Genomic DNA, 26,081 nt, shown 5'->3' on the forward strand with positions numbered 1-26,081 from the left:
ATAATCCGACATTTTTACATAAGCCAACGAGAGAATATAAAGCAAATATGCTATACTGATCCGGCAAAGCATGCGCAAGCATCCAGAGCATACACACACGCTGAGCATAAGCAAGGGAGGAGGACCAACACACCATGGAGCCACACTTCTACCTGGGCTGTCCCATGTGGGGCTACAAAGCATGGGTGGGAACAGATTTTTTTCCGGCAAAGACACCCGCGAGCGATTTTCTACACCTCTACAGTAGAAGACTGACCTGTGTCGAGGGAAATACGACTTTTTACGCATTACCCTCCGAGGAGACTGTAGCGCGCTGGTACCAGGAAACCCCGGCCACCTTCCGCTTCTGCCCAAAAATCTCACGTGATATCAGCCATAGCGCGCCACTCGACGCGCAAAAGAGCGCCGCGCTCCACTTTCTTGAGCGCATACGCGGACTGGGCGAGCGCCTGGGACCCATCTTCTTACAGCTGCCCCCTTCCTTTGGCCCAGGGCAACTGACCCAACTCGAACACTTCCTTGACTTCTGGCCGCAAGACGCGCGCCTCGCCGTCGAGGTGCGCCATCCCGACTTCTTTAAAGCACCCCATGCCCAGCCCCTGGACGAGTTGCTCCAGCGCTACGCGGTAGCACGTGTGATTATGGATACACGCCCAATACGCACAGGGTCGAGCAGCGAACAGCAGATGCTCCAGGCCCGCGAACGTAAACCCAATCTACCAGTGCATCTAGCTCACACTACAGACTTTGTCTTTGTGCGTTATATCGGGCATCCACGCATGGAGGTCAATACCCCCTTCCTCGATGAATGGGCACAACAAATGGGCACATGGCTCAAGCAGGGAACAACCGTCTATGCTTTCTGCCACTGCCCATTTGAAGAACACTCACCAGCTATCTGTCGTGAGCTCTATACCCGCATTAAGACATACGTCCCGCTTCCGTCTCTGCCATGGGAAACTGAGTCGTCAGCGACGGAAACCCAGCCGACGCAAGGTCGTCTCTTTTAGTCATCAAGGTAGGAGAGACAGGCAGATGAACAATGGGAGGGGTCACAAGGGCTGGATGCGTCCAATGGTTGCGCACATGGGTCGCGATGGCACGGCGATAGGCTTGCGTATAGCGCTCAGCCATGACCTTGACCGAGAAATGCTGCCCCACATGAGCGCGCACCTGAGCACGGTCAAGCTCCTCAATATGTGCTATAGATTGCACCATCTCCTCAAGATTGGAGACCAGGAAACCACTCCTGGCATGATGCACCACCTCAGGAGCGGCCCCACGCCTAAAGGAGATGACAGGACAACCTAGCGCCATTGCCTCAAGCATGACCATACCAAAGGGCTCCTCCCAGGTAATGGGATTGAGCAGCGCCTTCGCGCGACTGAGGAAGTCGAGCTTCTGCTCCATATTGACAGGACCAATATATTTGATCCTTTCTCCATCAAGCTCAGGCTCAATCTCTTCCTCAAAGTAGCGAACAGCCTCTGGCAGGTGACGATCCACAATGCCCGCCAGTACCAGTGGCACCCCCACCTCCTTCGCCGCGGCGATCGCCAGGTGCGCCCCCTTCTCAGGAACGAAACGTCCTAACCAGGCCAGGTATGGCTCTGGCTCGCTGGTCGTCGGCGTAAACACCTGCATAGGCAGACCATGAGGAATCACACCCAGGAACTTGAGGTCATAAGGAACCTCTTTACGCGCCTGCTCGCTAATGGCGACCAGTGGCACGTCGGCAAGCCAGTCCATATAATAGCTGTCCGCGTCACCAATATAGGAACCCGCCCGGTCAAAGGGGAAACAGCTATGGAGCGTCATAACCCTGGGAACCAAGAGGCTCGCGGTGAGCGGCAGGAGGTACATATCAGAGGCAGAAGAGAGATGCATATGCACAATATCGAAGGTATGCTCACGAATATACTCAACGGATTTTTGGAGATGATAAAACGCCTTCAGATGAGCGTACCAGGGTACGTCATCCTCCACAAGCGCTTTAGGTAAAAATGAGACCAGGCGTGCCGATGTTTTGGTATTACCAGGAGCAAGAAGGGTGACAGAATGTCCCTGAGCGACCTGCTCCTCGATTAAGTTATAAATGACAACTTCAGTTCCCCATAGTTTTTGGGTGGAATAGAAATCCAGGCGGGAGCAATATGTACGATGTTCATATGATAATTTCTCCAGGCAGTTCAACGCACTACAAAGTTGAGCCAACCACCTCAGAACATCCATGAACAGGAGGAGCGGTAAAAACCGGCAGACGAGGTGTACACAATATGCTTGCCTCCTCAAGCGCCAGTAGTAAGAGGACAGGAGAGAACCATTGATCTCTCTTTATCATCTCTAACACGGTGTGTCACGCAGAACTGTTACACACTTATAAAAGGATGCATGCATATTTATTTTTATTATATAACAAAAATGAAAAATAAGCAAAACCTTATTGCTGCATTAAGAACATCACTAAACGATATAATATTTAGCTATATCATCTATTTATAGTTTAGGACTAAGATCAGAGAAAGATATAGATGCATAAAAGCGGAAACTTGATTGAATACTCTTGAGCAGGGTGATCTCAACAAACAATCAGTATTGGGCAAATCTTACCTCATCTATTTTTCTAAGGTGTAAATACTGCACAAGAGGCAACTTTCTCGCCCATCCTCGACTTCTGCCCCTACTACTCTTCTATTTCCGTTTCACCAATCGAGCGTTAGGTGGATAAAGGCTAGACTATTGCACTGTATATTAGCTGCAATAGTCTAGCCTTGCGCTCATTGGGGACTCACAAATTCGCGCCTGCGGCGCTACAATGTAGGGTGGAACAAAGCAAAAATAGGGACTTGCTCCAATAGACAGGGACAGTTCTCTATGTTATAGATAGTCAGTACCCTACGGCGAAAGCCGAGGGCTTGGAGTTGTGTCTGAACTCCACCGCAACTCAGCATACCTTTTCAGGCGTGCTGCTTTGGCTTCATTGTCCGACACATCAGGGCGTACTGACAAGAGGCCCGTTCCTATCCAGTCTTGCCGGATAAGAAGCGTTCGCATCGCAATGTTTCTTGCACCAACCAGATCGGCATGGAGCGTGTACTGACAATTCTGACAGACGAAGAGCAGGCCCTTGTGAGGACGATTCTCTTTGCAGGTATGCCCACATTTGGGGCAGGCCTGCGAGGTGTAGTTGGCATCCACCTTGATCGCCATACTTCGATGCAAGAGCGCTTTATAAGCGATCATACTGTGCAACTCTGCAAAGGACCATTTGGAAAAGACACGATTGGCTTTGCGCTGTTTGGCACTGGCTTGCTTGCCTTTCCGTCGTTTGGTCTGCTCGCGAATATCTGTCAGATGCTCCAGTCCAATCAAGCTTTGCGAATATTGCTTCACAATCCGTTTACTCACGACATGGTTGGCGTTTGCTTTCAACCGTCTCTCTCGCCCACTGATGGCAACGAGCCTTCTCGTCGCGGAACGAGTGCCTTTTTTTTGCAGACGCTTTCTCAGTCGTGCAGAGTGGTGTGATTTGGCAACCGTAGAGATGTCAGCATGGAAGGTGCAATCGCCTTGCATTGTCGCCGTGACAGCAAGGTATCGCATCCCCACATCCACGCCAACGACTTGCTTGTGCGTTTCGGGGGTAGGATCAGCCATCTCCACTTCCAGGGAGACAAGGAGGTAAAATTGCTTCTTGGCTTTGTCATACCAGAGTTTCGATGCACCTATCTCCGTACCACGCTGGATCAATGTCACGTGCTTATTGTAGCCAGTATAGGGCACAACGATACGTCCATCGAGAGTGAGAAGACTCACGTGCTGCTCTTTCTTGAACGTGTAGTCTTTCTTATACTGGTAGGTCAACGTGGGGGAGAGAAACGTGGGAGCCTTATCAAGCCCTTTGTACCGTTTCTTGGTGAGACCTGCCTTACGATGAGCAGCATTGTTCTTCACCTTTGTCCAGAGGGCTTTATACGAGGCACCAACTTGGCGAGGAACAGAACAGGCCATTTGCGAAGGCAGATGAAAACGGAGGCGGATCTCATCGTAGGTGGCATCTTGCAAACGAAGGGCATTACTCACTTTGCCATTCGCAAAGGCGTACTGGCTCACATAGTTGAGAGCATCACGATATGCCAGTTGCGTTGTACGTAATGCCTTGAATTGCTCGGGCGTTGTATTCAATTTGAGTTTCGCTGTTAATACCGTTTTCATAATCTGAATTATACCATAGTTTTCATCTGCCTGTCAATGATACATGAGCAGATGAAAGCATGTCTACGGCGTATTCCTCCCCATGCCTGAAAGGGCAGGGGCATCCTGCGGCGTTTTCGGTGAAGACGGCAAACGTTCATTTTCTCTACAGTGATAAGGATCTCTAGCAGATGCGTGTACGACCATTCTTCTGGCTTTGCCTGGCTCTCGCCTGTGTGGGCGTCTTGAGTGTGGCGCTACTTCGACCCGCGATTATTCCAGCCAAACTCCAGGTACAGATTAGTGAGGAGAGCCTGGTCGCTAACCATGCAGCACTTATTCATCTTCATCTCACAGATACTCAAGGGCTGCCAATTAACCAGGCGCAGGTAACACCCAGCGCCCAGATGCCCGATATGCAGATGGAACCCGTCAGTTCACGCGTCGCTCCGTTGGGTTCGGGCCAGTATGCGATACATATGTACCTGACGATGGCGGGGACCTGGGAGATCACCTTTCAGACACAGGCCGATGGGTTCTCCCCCCTTACCTATGTACTGCATGTCAAAGTCACAAAAGACACGCAGACCTCATCAATAAGCTCTCTCTATCCCCCTCCTCAACAGGTTAGAACATAGTCGAGTCTATCAAACTATGCTAGACTATGGCAAGATATAGCATCAAACACCAAAATATACTATGTGAAGCGAGCAGACAGTGATTCATTTTCTCGTGCGGCAGGTTCGACGTTGGCGACTCTCACTTTTTGAGAAGGTCATTCTCGCCAACACCCTCATGCTCCTGGGCGAGGCCCAGGTCGGATTCTGGGTTACCAGCCATAACCTTGAATCCGCGCATTATCTGCTAGACACTGTTTTTATCGTCGTGGCGACCCTGACAACTGTGGTGATCAACTTCATCCTCCTCCGCCTCAGTTTCCGCCCCCTCTTTAGCCTGCTCGCGACCATACGCCAGATCAGTACAGGAGAGACTCAGCTACGCGCGCCACTCGATAGACATGTAGACATCGAAATTGGCGAGCTAGCGAGCTCTTTTAATACCATGCTTGATCGCCTGGAACATACACGACAAGAGCAAACGCGCCTTATTCTCCAGACTCAAGAGAATGAGCGCCGGCGCATCGCCCTGGAGCTGCACGATGAGGCGGGGCAGAATCTTACTGCGCTCCTAATTCATAATGAGCTACTGCGCCAGCAGCTTCAGCTCCTACCCGAACAGGAGATGCGCTCCGCGACCCGGCAGCAGCTTGAGCAAGGCCTACAGCATCTGAACCAGCTCACGCAACAGACCCTTGAGGGAGTACGCATCCTGGCACAACAGCTCCGCCCCAGCGTCCTGGACGACCTGGGGCTGGCAGCCGCCTTTCGCTGGCTAGTTGAAGATAGCGCGCAACGGCTCCAATTGGAGGTTGGGTTGACGCTTGAGGGCATAAGCGAAGAGGTTCATGCGCTGCCACCGCTTTACGAGACGACGCTCTTTCGCATCGCCCAGGAGAGCCTGACCAATGTAGCACGCCATGCCCAGGTACAGAAGGCCAGGATAACACTGCGCCAGACCGAGCAACATCTCTTGCTCCAAATTAGCGATCAAGGCTGCGGCTATGATCCCGCCAGAGCGCATGCAGGTTCGGGAGTCGTTGGCATGCGTGAACGGGCCTCGTTACTCCAGGGAACACTGACCCTGCGCTCACAGCCAGAACAGGGCACTCATATCGATGTCTGCCTCCCCCTGCCGACACAGGCGACATCCCTACAGATTCTGGAGGAAGGAAAAAGCTATGACCCAGAACAATCCAGCACGGATCACGCGCATTGTCCTAGCCGATGACCATGACATCTTACGCCAGGGCTTAACGCTCCTCCTACAAGCCCAGGCTGATATGCGAGTCGTGGGCGAGGCCCGTAACGGGCTGGAGGCAATCAAACTCGTTCAGGAGCAACGGCCCGATATCGTTGTCATGGATATTAGTATGGCACAGCTCGACGGGCTGGAGGCCTGCGAGCGTATTCGCGCCCTGGCCCCTGGCACGCAGGTGCTTATGCTCACTATGCACGAGAGCGAAGAATATTTTCTCCAATCGCTCAAAAAAGGGGCCGCAGGCTACATTGTCAAGAAAGCGGCGCCCACGGAACTGTGCAACGCGGTACGTACTATCGCGCAAGGTGGGGCCTTCCTCTACCCGGGTCTGGCCAAAGCTCTGATTCGTGCCTATGTCGCACCACAGAGTTCGCCAGAGCAGCCTGGCTCACTCCCTCCCCAAAGGGCCGAGCTTGACAAAGCCTTACAAACGCTCACTGCGCGTGAGATGGAGGTCTTGAAGCTGGTTGCCGAGGGCTCTACCAATCAAGAGATCGCGGATAAGCTGGTCATTAGCATCAAAACAGTACAGGCCCACCGCTCAAATATGATGGAGAAACTGGGGTTGCATGATATTACCCAACTGGTGCGCTTTGCCCTACACTATGGTCTGATCTCGCCTCAAATCTAACGAGAGAAACAGGCTCTCAAGCGAATGCAAGAGGAAATTTTTCTCCAAAAACACAATAGGAGAGAGTCGTTTCGCAACTCTCTCCTATTGCCCCCAACAGGGACCCAGATGCCGAGTCATTGGTGAGCGTTCTCCCCCAAGACAGCTCACCAGTACCATTCACTCAAACGCAAATAGAATTACAACCCTATTTGACGTTTTCATCCCGGCATATGAAAGTGAGGAGCAATCGCTTATGGATGGTCCTATACGCAGGATGCACAGATAAGCGGTACTTAACTCGGACAATCTTTCGTTTCTACAAGCACTACATATAACGCATATATAGAGCATGTAGTCGATTTCGTTCCCCAGAGCATATAGTAGCCGATGGAGCAGAAGAACGGGTTATCGACTTGTTAAGATACGATTGAGATTCATTGGAATATAATGCTTCGGGTTGAGAAAACGACATACACAAATCCGACAGGAGAACTGTAGACAATGGCTGTCTTGAACGAACAGAGAGTATACCTCTTTCTCTGCACTCTCTACCTACAACAGCAGCGAGCTAATGGTTAGGGTTAGGACAGCGACAAGCGTCACATAATCTATTCCCCGCAGCCCGGTCTCGTGGAGCATGGTCGGCTTGCCATCGACGGCATGTCCTCGCGCCTCAAGCGCGGTCGAGAGGTCATTGGCGCGCTGAAATATACCTCGCATCAGGGGAATGACCAGCATGGTAAAGCCCTGAAAGCGCTCGGCCAGGGTTCCATCAGCCAGTGATGCTCCACGAGCCTGCTGTGCCTTACTAAGTTGCTCAATCTCCTCCAAGAGTGTTGGGATAAAACGCAACGCGATCAGCAGCATCAAGGCAAAATCATCAACGGGGAAGCGTACCAGGCGCAAGGGGGCCATCAAGCTAGTAACGCTCTCAACGAGTATGACCGGCGAGGTCGTGAGCATAATCAGCAGCGAAAAGGCATAGAGCAACAATAGCCCCTCCACCTCAAAGACATACCAGACGCCCAGACGCGTCACAAACACAGGCCCAAGCGCCAACATCTGGGTTCCGGCGCTACCAGTAAGCAGCCAGATACCCACCAAAGAGCCAAACAACAGAACCCAGGCGAGAAAACGGAGTCGCCTCACCCATGGACGCCGCCAGAAGGCCTGTACCGCAGACAGGCGGAGAAACTGAGAGGCCACCACGACTAGAGAAACGCCAAGGATGGTCAGTAGTCCGTTCAGGGCAATACTATAAGAAACAGGCCAGGGACCCAACGTGGAGAGTGCTTGATCATCCTTGGGCACAACGGTGGCAAAGGGCAGCGTAAGCGAGCCGAGCAAAGACAATAGCAGGAGAAAGCGCATGCGCAACCAGAGCACGCGCGGCACGATGCCTGAAGCGGAAATGGTCGCAGCTAGCAGGATGATACCCACGATATAAGGCGCAAAACGCCATGTACGCGTCTCCGCGATATACAGCCAGATCGCACACCAGAAGAGCAGCACTAGCTTGGTACGCCCTCGCAAACGATGGAGGAAGCTTTGACCAGGATAATAGACGCCAATCGGCAAATTTTGTAGCATTATCTCTTTCTTCTCTCATGGACCTCCTACCTGGAGGTAACTACGACGATGAGCGGGAGAGCTTGCTATGTGTAGCTAGCCAGGCAAAAGCCTCTTCGAGCGAATAGACATCAACGGGAAGCGGAACCCCCTGCTGCCGCAGCAAGACAAAGAGCTCGTGTAGCGGCGGTGGTGCCAGCCCCCAACCTATAAGTTGATCCGCCTGGGCAAAGATTGTACGCGGAGTTCCCTGGGCGACCAGTCTTCCCTGGTGGAGGACCAGCAGATTATCCGCCAGGGCCGCGACCTCAGTCATATCATGTGAAACCAGAATAATGGTTATGCCTCGCTCCAACGAAGCCTCGCGCAGATAGGTATAGAACTCGGTACGAGCTTCAGCGTCCAGGCCTACTGTTGGCTCATCCAGAATCAAGACCGTGGGCTGCATCGCGAGGACGCCAGCCAGGGCAGCACGCCGCCGCTGACCACCACTCAGTTCAAAAGGCGAACGTTTCGCGTAGCGCTCGGGCGCGAGTCCGACGCTCTCAAGCGCCGTGTTCACCCGCACCTCTATCTCAGCGGATGGCAATTTCATCCGCCTTGGGCCAAAGGCTACATCGTCGAAGAGGGTTTTCTCAAAAAGCTGCATTTCTGGAAACTGAAAGAGCATCCCCACCCGCTGTCGCAGTAAACGCAGGTCGACGCCCCGCGCAATCACCTTCACGCCATCCACGATGACCTCGCCCGCAGAGGGAAAGAGCAGACCATTAAAGTGCTGGATAAGCGTGCTCTTCCCAGAGCCCGTGACGCCAATGATGGCGGTGCAGCTCCCACGAGCAATCTCCAGGCTCACCTCGTTAAGCGCCACCTTTGGCTGGGAGCCAGCTTGATAGATATGCTTCAACTGATGTACGCGAATAATCGGCTCAGGCACGTGCCACCTCCCGCGCAATGGCCTCCAGCGTCAAGGCCTCGGGCGCGATAGAGAAACCACTCAACCGCAGGCGCTGCGCCAGTTCTAGCGGCTCAGGAATAGCCAGCTTCAAACGCCGCAAATGCTCCAGGTCACGAAAGATCTCAGTGGGCTGCCCCTCATGCACGATACGGCCCTGTTCCATTACCACCACGCGCTCAGCCAGTACAGCCTCCTCCAACAGGTGTGTCACCTGGATCACAGCGAGACCATACGCTTGCTGAAGCTGATGCAACAGGCGGGTAATCTCGCGACGGGAGAGCGGATCAAGCATGGATGTCGCCTCGTCGGCAATGATACACTGTGGGCGGAGCGCCAGCACTCCAGCGATTGCCAGGCGCTGACGCTGCCCTCCGGAGAGCTTATGCGGAGGTGAATGGCGCAAATGCGCGATGCCAACGGCCTCAAGTGCCTGAGAGACGCGCTCTCGAATCTCCTGGCGCGAGAAACCACGCACAGAGAGAGACCAGGCCACATCATCCTCCACAATAGTGGCGATGATCTGATTATCGGGATGCTGAAAGATCATGCCCACACTATCGCGCACATAGCGCCGCTTCCCCTCATCACGCGTATCAATACCATTCACCAGCACACGCCCGGCATCAGGCAAGAGCAGGGCGTTACAATGGCGTGCCAGGGTTGACTTGCCGCTCCCATTATGACCCAGGAGCACGACGTATTCGCCACGGTTAATCTGCAACGAGACCTCATTGAGCGCGAGGGAGGCTGTAGTTTCTGCCTGACCAGAAACTGGATAAGCATAGCAAATACCCTGCAAGTCAATAAATGGTGCCTGTTCTCTCACGCGGCCTCTCCTCTCTTTTCTTTCCCTCTCCAGCTGTGCAAACGTAAGAGCATCTCACGCACAAGCTTAAAGGTCCCTATAAGGAGCCTGCGCACGAAACGCTCAATCCGTGGTCCAGGGAACGGGCGCACATCATAGCCAAGCAGGCGTACAAACAAGTTGATAGAGGTATAGACAATCGTCACAAATGGGAGCATGATCGCGCACATTACAAGATAGAGTGTCAGCCACCAGTACGACTTTAACCAGAGTCCAAGCGCCTGTGCACGCGTGGCCCAGGTATGCTGCCACCAGACATACCATCCCAATCGCTTTGTGAAGAGCGTGACAAGCTGACTCATGCTAGCGTTAAGCTGGTCAATGGTCTGGGTAATCGTCCCCAATGGACGACCCGAGAGCACAAACACCAGCAGGACCAACCCATAAAACGCCATAGCTCCACAAGTAATGCCAATGAAGAGGAGGAGCCAGTGTGGGAGACGCAGGCGCATGGTAAAACCCAAAAAAAGCCCGCCCACACATTCCAGGAAGATGAGCGGCATTGCCGCTGGTCCCATCAACACCAGAATCAGGAAGAGTGCGACCCCCAGGCCAAAACAGGCCGTATAGAGTCCACGGCGCAAGACCAGAACAGCGAAGACCAGAAAGATCAGGCTGCGAAAGACCTCTCCCACCAGGGGCAGATAAGTCACAGCCAGTTGCGCGATAACCGCGACATCAGCCAGCAGGGCACCCTCAGCGATTTCAATAGCTTTTAAATTTCGAAACATAGAATTTACATACCTAATTAAACTGCTTTTCTCTGATTGTAGCCTTTTTTTGCCAGAACACAAGGCCGTACGACCAACGCAGTACGCACACGCGACATTAGAAGCCAGTATATGTCAAAGGCAGAGAAGAGGGCAGTGATAAAGCTCACATCCCCGCCAAAAACACGCTTTCTCAAGCGATGCCCTTTTTGTTAGCGTACCGCAGAGCTACAAAAAGGGCCCGAAAAACGGCCCGGAGAGCCTGCTTCCTGCTGGGACGCCCGGTACTATGCGTCGTTGCCATCACTGGCGGGGCATGCTATAGTACAAAACCGTGACCGAGATAACTTGGATAGTAAGTATAGGAAGAGAAATTTGTAGGATGGCAACGCAGCGAGCACAATCCAGAGCGAAAACAACAGCTTCGAAAACAACAGCTTCAAAGATAGAGTTTGTCGCCAATCCGCAACAGGCGGCCGCCATCGCCCATACAGATGGTCCCGCGGCCTTTATCGCGGCGGCAGGCACAGGCAAAACCGCGATCCTCGTGCAACGCCTTGTGCGCTTGATCGCCGATGTCGGGGTTGCCCCCGAGGCCATTCTCTGTGTCACCTTTACCCGCGCCGCCGCAGAGGAGATGGAGAAGCGCGCCCTCAAAAGCCTGAAAGCCAGGGGTCTACTCATCAAAGATCTCAAGGCCCTCCGCGTCGTGACCTTTCACGGCCTGGGACACGTCATGCTGCGCGAGAAGCTCCAGCTTAAACCACAGGAACTCAACCAGCGCCTCATCAGCGGCGATCCACGCCAATGGCTGGCCGAAGATATTGTACGCCCTTGGCGCAGCGACCGCTCACGCGGCATGAACTGGGAAGTCAATATTACCGACGTGCTGGCAGCAGTCGACCGGGCCAAGGAAGAGCTTATCCAGCCCGATCAATCACAGGAATTCTTCCGCCGCCACCTGGGACTCATGCCCGAACTGGCGGCCCGCTATCAGGAGTTTTTTGAGCGCTATGAGCAGACCAAGCAGAAGGAGAAGCTCTACGACCTCTCAGACCTGATCTATATTCCGCTGTTGCTGCTTGAGAGCAGCCCCAAATTCCGCAAGACCTGGCAGAATCGCTATCAGTATCTCCAGATCGACGAGACGCAGGATACCAGCCCCTCACAGTATAAGCTGATACAGTACCTGGCGGCGCCCAGGCATAACGTGGTCGTCGTTGGTGACCCGGACCAGGCCATTTATCAATTCCGTGGCGCCAGCCCCGAGGCCTCGATCCTCTCGTTTAAAAGCATGTATCCCAAGGGGCAGATCTATCGCATCGAGCACAACTATCGCTCGACGCCACAGATCCTCGAAGCCGCAAACACCCTGATCAGCAAAAATGATATCACGCCCGGCTTCGAAAAGGTCTTGCGCCCAACACTGCCCAGTGGCGCACCAGTACTAGTCACAGCCTACCCGGACCAGGAGAGCGAGGCAGACGGGGTCGCGACGCGCATTGAGGAGCTGGCCCGCACCTGGCGCACCCAGCAGGATAAGCTCAGTTATCGCGATATCTTCGTGCTAGCGCGTACCAATCATCACCTGGCCAACCTGGAGATCGCCCTGGCCCGGCACCGCGTCCCCTACCGCACGGTAGGCGGCTCCTCGTTCTTTAAGCGCAAGACCACGCGTGACATTCTGGCCTTCCTGACCCTGGTCGATGGCACGCGCATCTACCAGGACTTTCTCGCATCGCGCCAGACACCCAATCCGCGCAGACGCGAAGACGTTTTGACGCCCGTACACTGCGGCGAGCAGAACGCGGCCTTCCGCGTGGTGGCAAATATCCCCTCTCGGGAGTACTTCACACGCACAGGAAAGATCTCGCATCGCTTTACGCCTACCTTCTATGGCACGCTCTCCTCATTTGCAGGGGGACAGCCTCTGTTACAGTTCTGTGAAGAGCAGGCCTATACCATCGCCTCTGAGTTCCAGCTGGGCGTCAAAGACTTCGTTGGCTTGATTCAGCGGATCAGCAATAAGTGTCGCAATCGGCCAGCCGAGGCTATCAAGCTCCTGCGCGAATACGCCTACGACACCCATCTATTGCACTATGATAGCCGTCACAAAGAGAACGCGGATGAGGACGAGGAAACACCCAAACCACGCGAAGAGGTCAAGCTTGAGGGGCGCTACGACGAACTGGAAGAGCTCACCGAGATTGCCCAGCGTCACCACACCATTCGCCACTTCTTGCAGGCCATGGCCCAGCTTAAAGAACAGGCCGAGGATAGCAGCAAGAACAAGCGCGACTGCGTCAGCCTGATGACGGTGCATAAATCTAAGGGACTGGAGGCGCCAGTAGTCTTTGTCGTGGGCATGACGGAGAGCATCTTCCCGCACAAGCGCTCTTTTACCATGACGGAGGATGGCCCGATTGAAACCTCGGGCATTGCCGAGGAGCGCCGCCTGGCCTACGTTGCCTACACACGCGCACAACAGTTGCTCTTCCTGACCTCTCTCCTGCGCTATCGCGGTAGCGATGCCCAGGCCTCCCGCTTCATCTACGAGGCCGGGCTCAAGCCCACCGACGAAGACGGCATCCTCAACCCCTACCTGATGACACGCGATGGTGATCCACGCGAGCAACCACCCAAAGCCCCACCAGCCGTAAATATGCCAACTTTATTCTAAGCAAAAAGTGTATGTAGTGTTGACGGGGCAATGCCTGTGGCATTGCCCCGTCAACACTACATACACGACATTACCGGCTGCCTTCGAGGGTCGCGGTGCGTATGGTCTCTAAGCCATGCTCTAAGATGGGCGAGAGCACGGCGCAGAAGGCCTGGGCCGCTGGCGAGAGCCGTCGATCCGCACGCCGCATCAGGCAGAGCTGTGGATGCAGATTAAGGTTGCTCACAGGAACATGCACCAGTTCTCCACGCATGAGCTCACGCTGCACCGAGAAGGCAGAGATAATCGCCGCGCCCACGCCACTCATGACCATCTGTTTTACCGCCTCGTTGTCGGTCAGGGTAAAAAGGGAGTGAATTTGAACTTCGTGTCGCTCCAACTCTTGCTCGATCATCACTCGAATAACGCTCTCCTCCTCGCGCAGGATCAATTCGCCCTGATTTAGCGCTGTAACCGGCAAGACCTGAAGCTTGCTCCATTTATGAGTGGGTGCCACCACCAGGATCAGCTCATCACTCGTCGACATCTCGACCTGCAACTCTGGCGGGCAGATCGAGGTATCGCTCTCGACAAGACCAAAATCCAGCTGCCAGTTGAGCAGGGCTTGCACAATCTCAGGTGAATTCAGGATAGAAATATGCAGCGTCACCTGCGGATAGCGGGCACGAAAGCGCGAGACAACGAGCGGCAACAGGTAGACACCTGCCGTGCGATTGAAGGCCAGGCGCACCTCGCCGCCCTCGACATCGCGCAACTCCTTTAGGGCATCCTCCATTTCGCGCTCCAGCGAGAAGAGTTGTTGCGCGTATTCCTTGAGCACACGCCCGGCATTAGTCAAGGCGATGCGCCGCCCCTGGCGCTCAATGAGCTTCAGATGCACCTCCTGCTCCAGACTATGAATCATCTTGGTTACAGCAGGCTGGCTCAGGTGAAGCTCCTCCGCCGCGCGCGTCACATGTTCAAGCTCTGCGACTTTCAAAAAGATACGTAGATTCTGTAAATTCATGGTTGTGATAAATGCAAATTAGTTCACTGCAAAGACAACGGTTCCTGTTTATCATACCTCAAAAGCAACCATTACCAGTTTCTTGCTGTACATTGAGAACTAAACAGTGTATCATTATGCCGGGAACGCTTTTATAACCCAGTATTTCTAGCACCAACTAGGCATATAAGAAATATCATCTGAAGATGTTTTGATACATAAAAACACGCAAACAGGAGGATGGCTCCCCTTCCGCGTTAGCGCGTGGAAATATGCCGCACTATATGAAAAACTGTCCTCATTGTGGTAAAGCCAACGATCTCAGCGCCTTTTATTGTGAGGCCTGTGGGCAAATCGTTGAGAAACCCGCCAATAATGATCTCTATACAGTCAATCAGCGAGAAGAGATGTATGGGGTCACCAGGCGGTCGCAAGATGCGATATCTACTACCCCTAATTACCAGGACACACCTGTCTATACAACTCCAGCCTCCTACAGTCCTTATGGCTCAGGGGAAGCCTATGCACCTCCTCCCTACGCACAACAATCTGCGGGAATGCAAACGCCTTACTACGCAACCCCGATATATCCTCAAGTTCCAATCGAACAGGGACGTTCCACTGGTGGAATTATTTTGAGTATTATGCTCTACCTCTTCAATTTATGTTGGGCTAGTCTAGGAGTATTTGGCTTTCTAACCGGCTTCACTAGCAATGATATATCTATTGTTGCTCTTTTAGTTTTCTTCCTGGTTGCTATAGTGGCGCTTGTCTTTATTATGATCAAGCACAAAAAACCACGTTTAAAGTGGTGGGTACGTTTACTGGCCTTTCTAGGTATCACGATCATTGGTTTTATCGTTCTCATTATTGCTGAAGGCTTGAGCACTGTAGTGCCAGCAGCAAACCCTGGTCAGGTTGAAGATATCTACCTGGGAGGAACATTAGTGGTCTTTGGCGTACTAGCCATGATCGCTTCTGTCCTGTAGGAAGGGACCGTGCGCTACGTACGTACGCGCCAACGCAACTCATGCCGGGTCGACGTTACTCCTACGAAATGCCTGCCCTTCCTTCGCGATCTCGAAGAGCGTAGGCACGTACGTACGTAGCGCACGGTATGCCGCCACTATGCCTCTTGCCAGGTGAAGGTCAATTCCCGCGCACGCGTGGCGCTTTTGAGGTCGACCAGGGCGGCCTCAAGCATATCCTTGAGTTCTGGACGAACATTCAACTCCAATCGCTCCAGTTCTGCCCCAACCGAGAGTCCTTGCTCCGCTTTATAGCGCCGAACCTGTTTTATCAGGTCCAGCAACGCCTGCCCATCGGCCTCGGCTCGCGCATTCTGCCACCACATGGGCGCCTGGGGCCAGGACGCGAGATGCAGCGAAGATGCACCATCCCTCTCTTGAAAGAGGCCCTGGTAGATCTCCTCCGTGATAAAGGGCATATATGGAGCCAGCAGCTTTATAACCGCCAGCAAGGCCTGATAAAGTGTCCACCGGGCCGCCTGCGTGTGCTCGCCCTCATCGTTATACAACCGCGCCTTGACTAGTTCCAGGTAGTTATCACAGAAATCCGACCAGAAGAAGCGTTCGACCTCCGCACGCGCAGCGGCATAGTCGTTCTCCATAAGTTCCCTGGTGGCGTGCTCCATGGTCTGCGCCAGGCGAGCCAGCAGCCAACGATCCGTTGGCAGGAGTCCAGCCGGCTCTTGCGTAGAAGCTATCTCCTCAGGCGAGAGTTCCCGCAAGTGACGCGCGGCAAAGCGGGCCGCGTTCCAGAGCTTAGTGACCAGGCGACGACCATTGGCGATCAGCTCGGGATTAAAGGGCGTATCCAGGCCAGGCTTAATCGAGGTCGCCCAGTAGCGCAACGCGTCCGCCGACTCGCGCTCAACTAGTTCCAGTGGTCCACCCGTGTGGCTATTCCCCTTGGACTTCGAGATCTTCGAGCGCTCCGCCGAGAGGGCATGGCCCGAGACCAGGACCTCGCGCCAGGGAATCTCGCCAGTATGATACAGAGCCTTAACAATGGTATAGAAGGCCCAGGTTCGAATGATGTCATGCGCCTGAGGACGCAGGCTGGCCGGGAAATGACGCGCAAAGCGCTCTGGATCATCAACCCAGTTCGCGATGATCAGAGGTGAGCACGACGAGGTCGCCCAGGTATCCATAACATCGCGTTCAGGCTCAAACTCCGTCGAGCCACAGGAGCATGGCTGCTCGGGTGCGGTCGTACGCGGGTCAATTGGCAACTGCTCCCGCGAGGCCAGCAACAATTGGCCACAGGCTCGGCACGTCCAGGCAGGAATGGGAACGCCCAGGAAGCGCTGGCGCGAGATACACCAGTCCCATTGCAAATTCTCGACCCAGTGCTCATAGCGCGCCTGCATAAAGGCAGGCGTCCAGCGAGTCTGGCGCCCGGCCTCAAGGAAACGCTCCTTCTGATCCAGGACACGAATAAACCACTGGCGCGTGTGCAGGTATTCGACGGGCGTACCACAGCGTTCATGAACGCCGACGTTATGCTCAATCGTCTCTTGCTGCAAGATCAATCCCTGCTCCGCCAGGATTTCCAGGATACGCTTTCGTGCCTGTGGAACAGAGAGACCGGCCAGTGGTCCTGCCAGTTCCGTCATGCGTCCATCGCGACCAATAGCCGCCAGCAGCGGCAATTGATGGGTGCGCCACCAGCGAACATCGGTGGAATCGCCAAAGGTACAGCACATAACCGCGCCGCTCCCCTTGGCGGGATCAACCGCCTCATCCGCCAGGATAGGAACCTCAATACGCTCTCTGGAGGCGAAAGACGCGCTCGCGAGCGAGGCATGTGTCCCAACCAGGCCAGCATAGCGCGCATCCGAAGGGTGAACAAAGACGGCGACACAGGCTGACAGCAGTTCTGGGCGCGTGGTCGCAATAGGGAGTGTCGTGCCATTCTCCAGCGTAAAAGCCAGGGTAGAGAAGCGCGTTGACAGTGTCGTATCATCAACTTCCGCCTGGGCTATTGCGGTCTGACACTCGGGACACCAGAGGGTGGGGGCCGGGAGCGCATAGACACGCTTTGCCTGGTAGAGCTGAATAAACGACCACTGCGAGGTACGTTGCGCCTGCGGCGAAATGGTGGAATAGCGATAGCGCCAGTCGATGCTCAGGCTTAAGCGCCGCCAGAACGTTTCGAAGCGCTCCTCGGTCTGGTGTATCAGGGTATGACACTGCTCCAGGAACTCGGGCAGTTCCATCTCCAGAGCCTTGCGCTTGATGGTCTTCTCAACAAAGCGCTCCGTAGGCAAACCATTGTCATCGAAGCCCATAGGATAGAGAACGCGTTCGCCAAGCATACGGTGAAAGCGCGCGATAACATCGGCCTGCGTATAGGAATAGCAGTGTCCAATATGGAGTTCACCAGAGACAGTAGGGGGTGGGGTATCAATCGTGTAGACAGGCGCAGAGCCATCAGGCTGAAAGGCATAGGTCTGGGCATCATGCCAAAACTGCGCCAGGCGCGGCTCAGCGGAGCGAAAATTGTAGCGGTCGGGCAAGCTCATTGTGGTACTCCTTCAGATGAAGACATTCCGCTGCCGTCAAACAAGGACGAGGGCAGCGCTCGCGGTACCACCTTGATTCGATAGTCGACCCGCCCAACCATGACAAGGGTCAGACTATCCTTATGCGCAGCAATAACGGGCCACACCCGGAAGAACTTACTACACGTTTTGTGCATCTCAGTTCTTCGACTTCCGAGCCACGTTCAGGGGACTAAATTGAAAGAGGCTCTCACCCGGTGGCCTCTCTTCTCTGGCAATCCGCGTTTCCCTTACTCCGCTCGTTCGCAGTCACTTTATAGATTTTGTTTACAAGGGTTATCATACCGCTCTTACACGGTTGAGTCAAGTAGCAGGAGCGAAGAGAAATGAAACTTTTCTGGTGCGTAACGCGTGAATATGGCAAGATAGCCAGATAATAAGGTCAACTTTTGCATTGTGACATTTACATACAGTAGAAAGGAAGGCAAAGCCACATGACACAGTGGACATCAAATAATATACATAAAGGCATGGAAGTATACTCCGCAGAGAATGAGGATCTGGGGCATGTCGAAGATGTCTATGATGATTCCTTCCTGGTGCAGAAAGGGCTCCTCTTCCACAAGGATCGCTACATTCCCTATAGTGTGATCTCAACGATTGATGAGGAAAACGTCCATCTTATGGTCAGTAAGGCCGAGGCCAGAGAGATGCGCTGGGATCAGCGCCCCAACGAGCATACAGGTGACACCCTGCAAACGTTCTACGATCACGGCACTGACCTCGATAATCCGTTAAATACCCATCGCGCATAATTTCTTTGAATCCGCATACTACATGCAGTAAGAGCATCGGTCCGGTATAGCAAGCAGCCAGACCGGTGTTTTTTTTGCACTTTCCCGAAAAGAGGCATATCTCTCTACCCGCTCTACCACAATCAGGCAACCTGCTTTCAGGAAAATCACCTTAAGGCATAGAACCTCAAAATCCCGTTTTTCTGGCTATGCTGTAGCCTCGACGGAAGCAACCGTGGGTTCCTGGACCTGGCACAAAACTGCCTACTGTTATCTCCCTACAAGATACGGTTAGAACCTTACTCGATTTAAGGTAATTACCTGATGTAATAACAAGCGGCATTGACTACACTTAGGACGTATAGATAAACAGACAGAAGCCAAAGATTGCCACAATAAGCTGAATGCTTATTTTGTAGACCGGGCCATGGAGCCGACGCTGATTTGTCGGTAGATTTCCAGAAGGGAGCGTGGAAGCATGGCAATTGCCAATCCTATTAGTGATGAGCGCCGATCCAGGCTTTCTAGCCACGAGGATGTGCTAGCAGAATTCACCACTTCCCTGGGCATTGAGATTGACGAGGCGCTTACAGCGCAACGTACAACCGAATCTCTTCCCCATTTTGTGGTACTGGAAGACGAGATCGCAGCCCTACTGAGTGATGATGATGACGACGACGACGAAGAGGGCGATGAGGATAGCACTTCATCAGCACATACCCATCGCGGTGGGGTAACCAGTACCAAGGCCAATGGTTCTGAAGATGCCTTCCAGAGCTACCTGCGTGACATTCGCGGGTATGGACTCCTCACACACGCGGAAGAGATCGACCTGGCACAAAGAGCGGCGGCAGGCGACACCATAGCTCGCCGTAAACTCGTCGAATCCAACCTGCGCCTGGTCATCTCCATTGCACGCCGCTACACCAGCACAGGTGTCCCCTTGATCGATCTTATCCAGGAGGGTAACCTGGGTTTAATGCGCGCCGCTGAGAAGTTTGATTACCAGCGTGGCTGCCATTTCGGCACGTATGCCACCTGGTGGATTCGCCAGGCCGTCAGCCGCGCCGCTGGCGAGCAATCGCGCATGATCCATCTCCCTGAACACGTCTCAACGCGCCTGCGCAAGATTCGCCGCATCTCCGCTCAGCTCTCCCAGGAAAACGGGCTTGATCCTATGCCTGAGCAGATCGCGGAAGCCTGTCATTTTGAGGTCGACGAGGTCAAAAATTTGCTCGGAGTTATCGAACAGCCAGTCTCCCTCGATACACCCGTTGACGATGAGACACGTTACTCGCTGGGCGATACGCTCGAAGACGATACCACTCCCGCGCCAGCCGAGACAGCCTCGCGCCACCTGCTTGGAGAAGAACTCCACCGTGCCCTGGCCGTGCTCACGCCGCGAGAGCGCTCAGTCGTGATGCTGCGCTATGGCATAGGTGATGGTCGCAGCCGTACATTGCTGGAGGTGGGCAAAGAGCTCGGTATCTCCAGAGAACGTGTACGCCAGCTCGAAGTTGTGGCGCTCATGAAGCTCCGCAGTGTCACCAACGCGCAAGCGCTTCACGACTGCGTTTAACCCGTCATAGTATAAAACAGGATAAGAGGGCGTCTGCATGTGCAGACGCCCTCTTGCGCATCCTACAGTCTTATGCATTTCGTGCTATTTGCTCGACAACTCTACCAGAGTATGCTATATATACTACGGCTACAGCTTCTTAATAGCTCATTGGCACATCAACACGCTTCGTTTGACACTTAACATCTTGGCGGAGAGGCTTTCCAAGCATGATCAAACAACTCACTGAACGCCAGAAAGAGAGCACGATCCAGAGCGGCACCACCTCGCGTTTCAGGCTTACACGCCCTGCTATTATCGATATTTGTGTGGTCCTCGTTCTGCTCATCGTGGCGCTTATTCCACGCATCCAGCTCGCGAACCAGCTTGACATGGTTACCGACGAGATTGTCTATATCTGGGGCGGAAAAGTCTATTTCCCCCTCCTCACCCACCTCCAATTCACCTCGCCAGCCTGGCACTACAACTACGAGCATCCGCCGCTGGTAAAGCTCTTAATTGGCTTCACTCTGGCGTGTAACTCGCGCCTGGGACATCCTCTCACCACGCTACAGGCCGGGCGCGTTCCCAGCATTGTTATGGGCGTGCTCCTGATCGCAGCTATCTATTGGCTTGGTCGCCGCCCCTTTGGGCGTACTGTGGCGACGCTGGCAGCGCTCTGCCTGGCGGTCAGCCCCTGGTTGGCCTATTTTAGCGCCCTGGCCTACCTGGATATGACGATGACCGCGCTCGCGACCATCGCCTTCCTGCTGCTGTGGTACGCGGTCCAGCGTCCCTGGATGTATCTGCTGGTGGGCGTCTTCCTGGGGCTGGCGGCTGATAGCAAATATCCCGCCGTCTTCCTGGTGCCAGGTATGGTGCTCTATGCGCTCTACTATACCTTCTTCATCCACCCTCGCCTGGGCGAAGCTAGCAAACTACCGTGGAAATGGTGGCTTGGCGCCATGCTGCTCTCGCCACTCGTTTTCCTGCTCGTCGATCCCGCCATCTGGACCAATCCACCTGTGAAGCTCTTTCAAAGCTTCTTTTTTGAGTGGAATCACTCCTCAAATGGGCATCTCACCTTTATGGCCGGAGCCGCCTACGAGCATATGCCACGCTGGACCATTTTCTACATGTTGGGAGCCAAGCTCAGTGTATTCCTGACGCTGCCAGCGCTCGGCTTTATCGTGTATGCTGTAGTCAAACTCGTTCGCTATCACCGCACGCCAAACACCGTTACCCCGATGGAGGCAGCTAGCGTGGTCTTCCTCTCGATCTGGCTCGTTAGCGCCATAGCGATGTATGGCCTGCTAAATATTGTTGTAGGGACACACTACTATCTGCCAGTGGTGCCACCTATCGCTCTAAGTGGAGCCTTTGGCCTGGCAGTCCTGTTACGCTACCGCCGTTCCCTACCGTGGAAGCAGCAAAGCAGTCAGGCAGTCGCGATAGATGGGACACCTCTCGATGAGCAGAAAATTTCGCTCGTACGCCCTTATACACCCTTGAACGCCCGTGCAGGAATCACCATTGCGCTGATGGTACTCATCCTCACAATTCCACACCTGATCGGCCTCGTGACTATTCCGGATGCTGAGGGCTATACCAGTGAACTTTTCCCAAACGAAAATGCCTCACTGCAAGTGGCCTATCCAGGTTATCGCGATGCTGTCCTCTGGCTGGCTGACAACGATAAAGGGCCTGCCAGGGTTGGTCTCGTGGCGATCTCCTCAGCGACTCTAGGGAGCGGCCCTCAGGATGAGCAGAGCTGGTACTATTACAATCAGGATTTACCCAAACAGCTCAGCCTCTCGACGGTGACCCCGTCCGATCGCACCTACAAAAGCGACTACCTTGTCTGGCCAATGCACCTGCAGCAGCGCGGGTATACAATACCCGAACCCTGGCGCTCGCATATTGTGCATACCGTCACCGGTGGCAATACCATTTACTGCTACATTCTCTCGCGCTAACCGTCCCCAGGTCGCCTCTCTAGCGACTCAGAAAGCGATCTGCGTTTGAGCATGTAGCCAGGAGTTTGTTTACCGTATGCATTCAACCATATCAGAACGTTTCCCGGCCACAGCGAATACCAGTATAAAAGTAAAGGCGCCGAGTCCCTCCCTGAGAGGACTCGGCCTCTGTGCTCTGGCGCTCCTGCTCTGCACAGTATTGATGCTCTCACCCCTCTCACGATTGGTTGGGGTACAGCATATGAATGGGATCGCGCCCTTCATCAATGCACTTCTCAGCTTGAGTGCCTGGCTCCCAACAGATCTCCATCTCGTGGGCACTCCTGCCAGATCAGTGAAAAATACCAGCCTGGTGTTCTTTATCGGCGCGACCCTTCTCGCGTTTCTTGTCTATGGCATAAGCGCCTGGTGGCTTGCACGCCAGCCCGCTCAGGCAAATTACCGCGTCACTCAACGCTGGATTATGGCAATTGCGCTCCTGGCTGGCCTCTGCTTCGTCTTCACGCCGGCCATGCTCTCCAATGATGTCTTTGTGTACGCTGGCTACGGACGACTGGTCTCAGCCTATCATGCCAGTCCCTACTTTGATCTACTCACAAACTACCCTGATAAACTCAATCTGTATGACGATTGGCGGGGTGCCACATGCGCCTATGGACCTTTCTGGGTACTCATCTGTACACTGGTCTCAACCCTGGCAGGCACAAATATCTTGTCTTACCTGCTGACCTATCGCCTCCTGGCACTGGCTTCCAATCTCTGTAATATTCTCCTGGTGGGTTTGATTCTCCGCAAACTGGGACGCCCTGAGCGTACAGTTACCCTGGGCATGCTTCTCTATGCCTGGAATCCCTTGATGCTACAAGAGAACGGCCTGGGCGGCCATAACGATACGGTTATGGTCACCTTCCTCCTTCTGGGGACCTACTGCTGGCTACAACACGAACTACGCGCCTTCACAGAGCGCTTGAGGGTACGCGACTACCTGCCCGCGCTGGCCTGCTTCTCTATCGCGATCCTGATCAAGTATTCCTGCGCCCCCCTGGTCTTGCTCTTCTTCGTGCTCATGGGGCGGCGTGCTATGCTGGCCGCGGCTCAACAAGGGAAAGCGCTTCGGGGTCAGCTCTTAGAGGCAGGCAGGGATATCCTCATTGGCGGCGCCTTCTGCGCGGTGCTGGTGATCGGTTTCTACCTGCCTTTCTGCCTGGGACATAGCGTTCCCGATATTATCAAGAGCTTCTCGTCCCCACCATCCTCCTACCTATCTTACAACTCCATTCAGCAAGCCGCTGGCCGCTGGCTCGACTGGAACAAGAGTCAGCAGGAGGGCGTCAATTACACAATCTTTACCGTGCTGGCAACTCCCGTTGTCTGGCGGATCATCAATGTGATTGTCATAGGCACCTCGATGCTAGCAGGCCTGGTCGCGCTCTGGCGTAAACCCAGTATTCAAGTATGGGCACTGGCCTGTATCGCCTTCCTATCGCTGCTCTACCTCGTCATCACCTGGCTCTTCCCCTGGTATATTACCTGGGTCATAGGCTTGGCCTGCATCTGCCTACCCGCGCGTGGTCGCCTGCCGCGCGCCCTGGTGGGTACAACCCTGCAATTTACGCTGACCATCCATTTCCTCTACCTCTTCTTCTTTCCTATCTCGCCTTTTGGGCGCTGGAATGGCTGGGACTTCTTGACGACCCTGCTCCCCCCTATAGCTACCTTCCTGGTTCTCTACTACTGGCGGCCCCGCCACTCCCAGGCAGCAATGCTCACTCAGGAAGAGCACGTACACCAGGCCTAGTAAAGCACTATTCTCCACCTGAGAGACAAGAAGGCCCGCGTCGCATATGACGCGGGCCTTCTTGCTACCTATCCAACCTCACCACATCATGAAAGCGCGGCTGGTGAATGCTCCTGCGAACGCGCAGAGAGCCGCCCGCGTTGACCTGCTATCAGGAGTGCAATAATAAAACCGGCCAGAATAAAATTGCGTATGGTGACAATGGGAAAGAAGATTGGCTGCTGGGGAACCGCTTGCAACGAGACGGAGATATAGATGTAGGGATAGATCAAGGTTGTCAGCACACCCAAAAGTCCCCAGGACACCATCCAGCGCCAGTTTGCCTGGCCAACGTAGGCCACCAGCGGCGCCACCCAGATCAAGTATTGGGGACTGAACACTTTGCTGGTACCAATCACCAGGAGGAGCGTCAAGAGCGAGCTGGTCGCCAGATCGATCTTGCCTCGCCATTGCAGCCAGTAGGTATACGCCAGGCCTACCAACAACAGGGGCGTACTCAGACTACCAATGATTTGCGCGGGCGAGCCAAACATGTTCAAGGAACCATACGTAAACTTGAAGGTCAAGGGCAATCCCGTGACCAGGCTCGTGAGCCACATTAGCGAGGCGGGCAGCGACTCTACCTGGATTGGGCGGTCACCAAAGTAGGTCAGGGGCTTCAAGGTTCCCTCCACACTGAAGAGCAGTGAAACCACAACAATGCCCGCGCACACAAGCCCAAAGACCACCAGGGGAAGCCAGCGTTGCCAGGCACGCCAGTTCCCCTGCACCAGGCGCTGCTGCTGGAGCAGGAAGGGAAGCAAGAGCAATACTGGGTAAAATTTACAGAGCGTGGCCAGGGCCAGGTAGGCAAATGCCCAGCCCCAACGCGAGCGGGCCGCGTAGACGACCGCCAGCAACGTAAACAGCGCTGGCAACAGGTCAAAACGGCCCACCGCCGTCGCCCAGCAACCGGTAATGAGATAAAAGGCACATGAGAGGGCCGCCTCCCGTGAGCGATAGCGCGCCAGCAGATAACACAGCAGGCCTGCTAGCAACGCCATCCAGATGGCAAAACTAACCTGGTACCAACCCTGCGGTGCTAAAAGCCCCAGCGAGAATGGCAGCAATACGGGCAATGGATACTCATTCGGCAGCGTATGCAGGGGCTGCGAGGTAGGCTGCCAGGCGCGCAGTTGATGCATCCAGGAGGCAGGAACGCCATACTGCTCCGCCTGGTCTAACAGAGATGGAGGTTGCTGCACATGTTGCTGTGTCTGAGGCGCGGCCACCTGGTCAAAAGTAACCGGGCGAAAGATAAACTCACATTGCGCTGGAGGTAAGGTCTTGACCGCGTCCAGGCCCTGCCAGAAAGCTAGAGCATAGCAATTGTATTTCGCGGCATCGGTATAGGCCTTGAACATCTGCCAGGAGGCGCCGTAGAAGAGAAGAGAACCCATCAAGAGCAAGAGGCAGGCATCCAGTACCACGCGTTGGCGCCTCCCGGCAGGCCATACATGCGCACGCGCAACCTGGTAGGCTTTATAGAGCAACAAGGTCCCTATACAGATGAGTAAAGCCATATCCAGCACGGCATGCCAGATACCCACGCCCGGCAAAAGATGCGTAAGCGAGGCAGCATAAAAGATTACAGCTACCCCCAGGGCAATAACGCATGGATCAGCGAGCAGGCGCCCCCGCCGAGCATTAGAAGAAGTCTGTATGCTTGAAGAGTCATGCTGAGCATCGTTCTCTTGTGAGATATCAGTATCCATCGAATATTTCTCTATCTTTTCTTTCTACGACGTTCCAATCATCGACGGGTCACACTGGCAGCATAGTAGTGTCCATCCCTGAAGACAAGGCACTCCCACCATTGGGCTATCCTGGATATTCCAGATCTCTCTCTATTCTTGGGAAGCATGGTATGCTACAATAACGACGCGAAGCATAAGTCCGAGCACCGATATCCCCATGCTTCATAGCACTGGAATACGCATT

Annotated in this window: 19 protein-coding genes and 1 other annotated feature; of the genes, 10 read left to right on the plus strand and 9 right to left on the minus strand. The window is 54.2% G+C overall.

Going from position 1 to position 26,081, the window contains the following annotated elements; all coding sequences use genetic code 11:
• The first annotated feature begins 134 nt into the window (after positions 1–134).
• On the plus strand, positions 135–1,010 hold the full coding sequence (locus KTE_RS03915; RefSeq protein WP_201378760.1) for a DUF72 domain-containing protein: 876 nt from the start codon (positions 135–137) through the stop codon (positions 1,008–1,010).
• Here KTE_RS03915 and KTE_RS03920 read toward each other — a convergent pair.
• Complete coding sequence (locus KTE_RS03920) at positions 922–2,214, minus strand: glycosyltransferase family 4 protein (protein WP_201378762.1); 1,293 nt, start codon at positions 2,212–2,214, stop codon at positions 922–924. The two genes, KTE_RS03915 and KTE_RS03920, sit on opposite strands and share 89 nt — an antisense overlap.
• A gap of 681 nt (positions 2,215–2,895) precedes the next feature.
• Positions 2,896–4,215: an RNA-guided endonuclease TnpB family protein gene (locus KTE_RS03925; RefSeq protein WP_201378764.1), complete on the minus strand. Its 1,320-nt coding sequence runs from the start codon at positions 4,213–4,215 to the stop codon at positions 2,896–2,898.
• A 170-nt stretch (positions 4,216–4,385) separates the two neighbouring features.
• Here KTE_RS03925 and KTE_RS03930 point away from each other — a divergent pair, with 170 nt between their 5' ends.
• From KTE_RS03930 to KTE_RS03940, 3 genes are all read left to right on the plus strand, one after another.
• Complete coding sequence (locus KTE_RS03930; RefSeq protein WP_201378765.1) at positions 4,386–4,832, plus strand: FixH family protein; 447 nt, start codon at positions 4,386–4,388, stop codon at positions 4,830–4,832.
• Positions 4,833–4,911: 79 nt separating this feature from the next.
• Positions 4,912–6,042 carry a sensor histidine kinase gene (locus KTE_RS03935; RefSeq protein WP_201378766.1) on the plus strand — a complete coding sequence of 377 codons (1,131 nt, stop codon included), beginning with the start codon at positions 4,912–4,914 and terminating at the stop codon, positions 6,040–6,042.
• Positions 5,993–6,703 carry a response regulator transcription factor gene (locus KTE_RS03940; RefSeq protein ID WP_201378767.1) on the plus strand — a complete coding sequence of 237 codons (711 nt, stop codon included), beginning with the start codon at positions 5,993–5,995 and terminating at the stop codon, positions 6,701–6,703. The genes KTE_RS03935 and KTE_RS03940 overlap by 50 nt, the downstream gene beginning before the upstream one ends.
• 534 nt (positions 6,704–7,237) lie before the next feature.
• Here KTE_RS03940 and KTE_RS03945 read toward each other — a convergent pair.
• From KTE_RS03945 to KTE_RS03960, 4 genes are read right to left on the minus strand one after another with little or no spacing between them, the layout of a single operon-like run.
• Positions 7,238–8,275 (minus strand): energy-coupling factor transporter transmembrane protein EcfT, encoded by a 1,038-nt coding sequence (locus KTE_RS03945; RefSeq protein WP_201378768.1) that lies wholly within the window; start codon positions 8,273–8,275, stop codon positions 7,238–7,240.
• 40 nt (positions 8,276–8,315) lie between these two features.
• Positions 8,316–9,188, minus strand: a complete 873-nt coding sequence (locus tag KTE_RS03950) for an energy-coupling factor transporter ATPase (protein WP_201378769.1) — start codon at positions 9,186–9,188, stop codon at positions 8,316–8,318.
• The gene (locus KTE_RS03955; RefSeq protein ID WP_201378770.1) at positions 9,181–10,035 is read right to left on the minus strand and encodes an energy-coupling factor transporter ATPase; all 855 of its coding nucleotides are present in this window, start codon (positions 10,033–10,035) and stop codon (positions 9,181–9,183) included. Before KTE_RS03955 ends, KTE_RS03950 begins: the two co-directional genes overlap by 8 nt.
• Positions 10,032–10,805: a hypothetical protein gene (locus KTE_RS03960; RefSeq protein ID WP_201378771.1), complete on the minus strand. Its 774-nt coding sequence runs from the start codon at positions 10,803–10,805 to the stop codon at positions 10,032–10,034. Before KTE_RS03960 ends, KTE_RS03955 begins: the two co-directional genes overlap by 4 nt.
• A 361-nt stretch (positions 10,806–11,166) precedes the next feature.
• Between KTE_RS03960 and KTE_RS03965 the strand changes: the two genes are divergently transcribed.
• Positions 11,167–13,464, plus strand: coding sequence for an ATP-dependent helicase (locus tag KTE_RS03965; protein WP_201378773.1), 2,298 nt, complete (start codon positions 11,167–11,169; stop codon positions 13,462–13,464).
• A 70-nt stretch (positions 13,465–13,534) separates the two neighbouring features.
• Here KTE_RS03965 and KTE_RS03970 read toward each other — a convergent pair whose 3' ends face one another.
• Positions 13,535–14,470, minus strand: coding sequence for a LysR family transcriptional regulator (locus KTE_RS03970; RefSeq protein WP_201378775.1), 936 nt, complete (start codon positions 14,468–14,470; stop codon positions 13,535–13,537).
• 251 nt (positions 14,471–14,721) lie between these two features.
• Between KTE_RS03970 and KTE_RS03975 the strand changes: the two genes are divergently transcribed.
• The gene (locus tag KTE_RS03975; protein ID WP_201378777.1) at positions 14,722–15,438 is read left to right on the plus strand and encodes a zinc ribbon domain-containing protein; all 717 of its coding nucleotides are present in this window, start codon (positions 14,722–14,724) and stop codon (positions 15,436–15,438) included.
• 137 nt (positions 15,439–15,575) lie between these two features.
• Here KTE_RS03975 and KTE_RS03980 read toward each other — a convergent pair whose 3' ends face one another.
• Positions 15,576–17,996: a valine--tRNA ligase gene (locus tag KTE_RS03980; protein WP_201378779.1), complete on the minus strand. Its 2,421-nt coding sequence runs from the start codon at positions 17,994–17,996 to the stop codon at positions 15,576–15,578.
• Positions 17,997–18,035: 39 nt separating this feature from the next.
• Positions 18,036–18,291 (minus strand) — a binding site (T-box leader).
• Positions 18,292–18,469: 178 nt separating this feature from the next.
• Between KTE_RS03980 and KTE_RS03985 the strand changes: the two genes are divergently transcribed.
• From KTE_RS03985 to KTE_RS04000, 4 genes are all read left to right on the plus strand, one after another.
• Positions 18,470–18,790 carry a DUF2171 domain-containing protein gene (locus tag KTE_RS03985; protein ID WP_201378781.1) on the plus strand — a complete coding sequence of 107 codons (321 nt, stop codon included), beginning with the start codon at positions 18,470–18,472 and terminating at the stop codon, positions 18,788–18,790.
• A gap of 457 nt (positions 18,791–19,247) precedes the next feature.
• Positions 19,248–20,348 (plus strand): RNA polymerase sigma factor RpoD/SigA, encoded by a 1,101-nt coding sequence (locus KTE_RS03990; protein WP_201378783.1) that lies wholly within the window; start codon positions 19,248–19,250, stop codon positions 20,346–20,348.
• 209 nt (positions 20,349–20,557) lie between these two features.
• The gene (locus KTE_RS03995) at positions 20,558–22,303 is read left to right on the plus strand and encodes a glycosyltransferase family 39 protein (protein WP_201378785.1); all 1,746 of its coding nucleotides are present in this window, start codon (positions 20,558–20,560) and stop codon (positions 22,301–22,303) included.
• 76 nt (positions 22,304–22,379) lie between these two features.
• Positions 22,380–24,101, plus strand: a complete 1,722-nt coding sequence (locus KTE_RS04000; protein WP_201378787.1) for a hypothetical protein — start codon at positions 22,380–22,382, stop codon at positions 24,099–24,101.
• Between the two features lie 86 nt (positions 24,102–24,187).
• Here KTE_RS04000 and KTE_RS04005 read toward each other — a convergent pair whose 3' ends face one another.
• On the minus strand, positions 24,188–25,855 hold the full coding sequence (locus tag KTE_RS04005; RefSeq protein WP_201378789.1) for a glycosyltransferase 87 family protein: 1,668 nt from the start codon (positions 25,853–25,855) through the stop codon (positions 24,188–24,190).
• Positions 25,856–26,081: the final 226 nt, after the last annotated feature.

This window comes from Ktedonobacter sp. SOSP1-85 (assembly GCF_016587415.1).
In the GTDB taxonomy this organism is placed as follows: Bacteria; Chloroflexota; Ktedonobacteria; order Ktedonobacterales; family Ktedonobacteraceae; genus Ktedonobacter.